The organism is Kitasatospora sp. MY 5-36, from assembly GCF_001182915.1.
Taxonomy (GTDB): domain Bacteria; phylum Actinomycetota; class Actinomycetes; order Streptomycetales; family Streptomycetaceae; genus Kitasatospora.
Genome location: NZ_LFVW01000762.1, coordinates 1 through 4,776 on the forward strand (window position 1 = coordinate 1; position 4,776 = coordinate 4,776).

Genomic DNA, 4,776 nt, shown 5'->3' on the forward strand with positions numbered 1-4,776 from the left:
GGCGGCCGCCGACGCCCCCGGGGCGGCTTCGGCGCCGGCCTCCGCACCGGCCCCGGCCGCCGCGGAGGCCCCGCACGCGGACCTGGAGGCGGCGCTGCTGGACGACAAGGTGGTCGGCCAGGTGCTGCCGGACGCCAAGGCGATGACCGGGTGGGAGGAGGAGAAGCGGAAGGTCGACACCGCCGACCACCAGGTCACCTGTGCCGGTGCCGCCGCGGCCTCCTGCGCGGGCAAGCCGCTGAGCGGGTCGGTCCGGTTCTCCTCGGGCGACGTGGTCGTCCGCTTCCTGGTGGACACCCTGCCCAGCCGGGACGCGGCGGCGCAGCGGCTGAAGGAGAACTACGCCTCGTACTCCGCCGGGCCGTTCAAGAAGGTCGACACCCCGGCGCTGGGCAGCGAGAGCCAGGCCTTCCAGGGGCCGCTGGCCGAGGGCGAGGGCGTCGGCATCGTGGTGCGCTCGGGCACCGTGGTGGCGAGCGTCACCAGCGAGGGCGGTCCGGTGGACGTGCCCGCGACGCGGAGGTTCGCGGTGATGCTGGTGAACCGGATCGAGCAGGCGCAGGCCGGGAAGACGCCGGACGCCGGGCTCGGCGCGGCCTGACGGAACCCCCTCGCCGGGCGGGCAGGGCGCTGGGCTGGGCAAACGGATGTCAGTCGACCGTGATATGTACTTTTCCCGTGGCCGCTGTGCGGTCGTGCGAAAGATACCGATGACGTTCGAGGGGGCCAGACATGCCGCTGTTCCGACGCCGCTCCGGCGGGGAGGGCGCGGAGGACCGGGCCGAGCGGCGCGGGTTCGGGTTCGGCCGCCGGGGAGCCGGAGCACCCGCGCCGGCCGGTGGCGGCGAGCCGCGGCTCGACCCGGCGTACGGGGACGAGTCGCTGCGCCTGATGCTCCGGCAGGCCTCCGCCGGGGACTGGGCCGCGCTGCGCCCCGCGCTGGCCGCCGCCCAGGGCGAGGAGCTGACCTTCCTCGTCGGGGCGATATCCGACGTGCCCCGGGTCGAGCAGTGGACGTCCCGCGCGCAGGCCGACGCCCCGGACGACACGCTGCTGCTGTTGCTGTCCGGCGCCCGGCAGATCGCCTGGGGCTGGGAGGCCCGGACGGGCGCCCGGGCCAAGGACGTCACCGAGGAGCGCTGGAAGGCGTTCCACGAGCGGCTGGACACCGCCGAGGAGCAGCTGCTGGAGGTCGCCGAGCGCGAGCCGTCCTGGCACGCCCCCTGGCGGTTCCTGCAGACCAGCGCCCTCGGGGCCTCGCTCGGCCCGGAGGTCGCCACCTGCCGCTTCGAGGCCGCGGTGCGCCGGGCGCCCGGGAGCTCCGCCTCGCACTGGGTCAGGCTTCAGCAGCTGAGCGCCAAGTGGGGCGGTTCGCACGAGGAGATGCACGCGTTCGCCCGCTCGACGATGCTCGCCGCCCCGGAGGGCAGCCGCCTCGGCGAGCTGGTCGCGGTCGCGCACCTGGAGCACTGGCTGGCCCTCCCGGACGGCGAGGACCGCGCCTACCTGACCAGTCCGGCCGTGGTGGCCGGGCTGCAGGAGGCGGCCTTCCGGTCCGTCCTGCACCCGGCCTTCGAGCCGGCGCGCGGCTGGCAGGGCTCCTTCAACACCTTCGCGATGGCCTTCTCCCTCGCCGACCAGCCCAAGACCGCGCGCCTGCTGTTCGAGGCGCTGGACGGCCTCGTGACCAAGGCGCCCTGGCACTACCTGTCGGGCGATCCGGTCAAGGCCTTCCGCGCCCACCGCGACCGCTGCACCTCGTACTGGCGCTGACGCGCACCCGGCGCCGAGTCGTACGGGCGCCGCCGCCGACCCGCATCCCACCACCGTCATCCACCCCGCGATCGAAAGAGCCTCCGGTGTCCCCTACCGACAACCCGACGAGTGCGCACACCTTCCAGGTGGACCTGCGCGGCCTGGTGGACCTGCTCTCCCACCACCTCTACTCCAGCCCGCGGGTCTACCTGCGCGAGCTGCTGCAGAACGCCGTGGACGCGATCTCCGCCCGCCGCGCCCTCGACCCCGGGGCGCCGGCCAGGATCACCGTCCGGGCCGACGACGAGCTGTCCGTCACCGACACCGGCATCGGCCTGACCGAGCAGGACGTCCACACCTTCCTCGCCACCATCGGCCGCAGCTCCAAGCGCGACGCCGACGGCCGGCTCGACGGCGCCGGGCTGGCCCGGGCCCGCGGCGACTTCATCGGCCAGTTCGGCATCGGCCTGCTCGCCTGCTTCGTGGTCGCCGACGAGATCACCGTGGTCACCCGCTCCGCCGCCACCCCGGACGCCCCGGCGATCGAGTGGCGCGGCAGCTCCGACGGCAGCTACACCATCCGCACCCTGCCCGCCTCGGCCAAGCCCGAGCCGGGCACCACCGTCACGCTGGTCCCGCGCGCCGACGCCGCCGAGTGGACCCGCGCCGGCCGGGTCCTCGCCCTCGCCCGGGACTTCGGCAGCCTGCTGCGCCACGACGTCACGGTGGTCGACGGCAACGGAACCGAGCACCGGGTCAACCGCACCCCGCCGTGGGCCGAGCGCCACGCCTCCCCGCTGGCCAGGCGTGACGCGCTCGCCGAGTACTGCCGCGCCGCCTTCGACTTCACCCCGCTCGACACCATCGAGCTGGACCTGCCGCTGGTCGGCCTGCGCGGTGTCGCGTACGTCCTGCCGGACGCCGCCCCGCCCTCGCGCCGCAACGGCCACCGGGTGCACCTCAAGGGCATGCTGCTCTCCGACCAGGCCGACGAACTGCTGCCGGACTGGGCGTTCTTCGTCCGCTGCGTGGTCGACACCGACGGGCTGCGCCCCACCGCCTCCCGCGAGGGCCTGTACGCCGACGAGACGCTGGCCGCCGTGCGGGACGCGCTCGGCGCCCGGATCCGCGACTGGCTGACCGGCCTGTCCGCGAGCGACCCGGCGCTGCTGCACCGCTTCCTGTCCGTCCACCACCTGGCCGTCAAGGAACTCGCGCGCTACGACGACGAGTTGCTGCGGATGATGCTGCCGTGGCTGCCGTTCGAGACCACCGACGGCAACGTCACCCTGGACGAGTTCGCCCGCAGCCACCCGGCGGTGCTGGTGACCAGGACGGTCGAGGAGTTCCGCCAGGTCGCCCCGATCGCCGGCGCGGCCGGGCTCGGCGTGGTCAACGGCGGCTACACCTACGACCACGACCTGGTGCACCGGCTGCCCGAGATCCGCCCCGGCGTCTCCGTCTCCGACCTCGACCCGGGCACCGTCACCGCGCACCTGGACACCGTCGACCCGGCCGCCGAGCTGGCCGCCAACGCCTTCCTGGCGATCGCCCGCGAGGTGGTCGGCCGGTTCGACTGCGACGTCGCGCTGCGCAGCTTCCACCCCACCAACGCGCCGGCCCTGCTGCTCGACAACCGGGAGGCCCGGCACGAGCGCACCCGGGCCCAACTCGCCGACGAGGCCGACGGGTTGTGGGCGGACATCCTCGGCTCGCTGCGCGCCGAGGCGCCCCGCGCCCAGCTGGTGCTCAACCACCTCAACCCGCTGGTGCGCCGCGCCGCCACCGTCACCAGCCGCGAGCTGGCCGTCACCGCCGTCGAGGCGCTGTACGGGCAGGCCGTGCTGATGACCCGCCGCCCGCTCAAGGCCAGCGAGTCCGCGCTGCTCAACCGCTCGTTCATCAGCCTGCTCGACCACGCCATGCTCGGCCACGAGGCCGGCGGGGCGGGCGGGGCGGGCGGCTTCCCCGAGGGCGGGGAGGGGGCGTGATGCTGGACACCCCCGACGCGGTGATGGCCGCGCTGCGCGAGAACGACGCCCGCCCGTACGGCCGGACCAGGACCGTCACCGCCGAGGAACTCGTCGACGCCGCCGAGCAGTTCGACGACACCGGCGTCCTCTCGATGGCCCTGCTGGAACTGATGGAGGCCTACGAGTACGACGGCGAGCGCGGCAAGGGCCCGGTCGTCTTCGCCCGCGTCCTCAGACTCTGGGACACCGACCCGGACGGCTTCGGCGAGTGGGCCCGGCAGCAGGTGCTCTGGCGCTTCAAGTGGGTCGCCGACACGCTCAAGGACAACCCGGACGTCCCGCTCGCGGCGGTGCGGCGCTGGCACACCGAGCTGCGCGACCGCTACCGCGCGGCCGGCCAGGACCTCCAGCCGTACTACGCCCAGCGCTACCACCTGGCCGCGCACACCGGCATCGACGTGCAGGACGCCTACGAGCTGTGGGCGGCCCGCCCGCGCGCCGAGCTGAGCGACTGCCACGCCTGCGAGACCCGCGCCCGCGCCCGGCACCACCTCGCCGCCGGGGACGACGCCCGGGCCCTGGAGGCGCTCGCCCCGGTGCTGGACGGCCGGAGCGGCTGCGAGCAGGAGCCCCACCTCAGCCAGGCCACGGCGCTGCTCGCGCAGCTGCGCCAGGGCCGGTCGGACGAGGCCCGCTCGGGCCACCTCGCCGGCTACCGCCACGCCCGCGGCAAGGCCTCGATGCTGAGCGCCGTCGGCCTGCACATCGAGTTCTGCGCGCTGTCCGGCAACGAGCCGCGCGGCCTGGAGCTGCTCGCCGAGAACCGCGCCCTGTTCGCGGTCACCGGCGACCCGGCCGCCCGGCTGGACTTCCTGACCGGAGCCGAGGTGCTGGTCGCCCAGCTCGCCCGGGCCGGCCACGGCGAGCTGGCGGTCAGCGGCCCGGCCGGCACCGCCTGGACGGTGGACTCCCTGCTCGCCCACCTGCGCGCCGAGGGCGACGCGCTGGCCGGCCGCTTCGACGCCCGCAACGGCACCGACGCGGTCGG

At 75.1% G+C, this 4,776-nt stretch carries 3 protein-coding genes and 1 pseudogene; all 4 read left to right on the plus strand.

Going from position 1 to position 4,776, the window contains the following annotated elements; all coding sequences use genetic code 11:
- Positions 1-601, plus strand: a 601-nt coding sequence (locus tag AE652_RS45675; RefSeq protein ID WP_049659108.1) for a hypothetical protein, incomplete at its 5' end; no start/stop codon positions are given.
- Positions 602-732: 131 nt separating this feature from the next.
- Positions 733-1,773: a hypothetical protein gene (locus AE652_RS35435; RefSeq protein WP_082346183.1), complete on the plus strand. Its 1,041-nt coding sequence runs from the start codon at positions 733-735 to the stop codon at positions 1,771-1,773.
- An 86-nt stretch (positions 1,774-1,859) separates the two neighbouring features.
- Positions 1,860-3,746: an HSP90 family protein gene (locus AE652_RS35440; RefSeq protein ID WP_049659109.1), complete on the plus strand. Its 1,887-nt coding sequence runs from the start codon at positions 1,860-1,862 to the stop codon at positions 3,744-3,746.
- Positions 3,746-4,776: pseudogene (locus AE652_RS35445) on the plus strand (hypothetical protein); the annotation flags it as partial. The gene AE652_RS35440 and the pseudogene AE652_RS35445, both read left to right, overlap by 1 nt.

Coding starts and splice junctions, on each gene's coding strand:
- AE652_RS35435 (WP_082346183.1), top strand. CDS start 733: ATGCCGCTGTTCCGACGCCGCTCCGGCGGGGAGGGCGCGGAGGACCGG.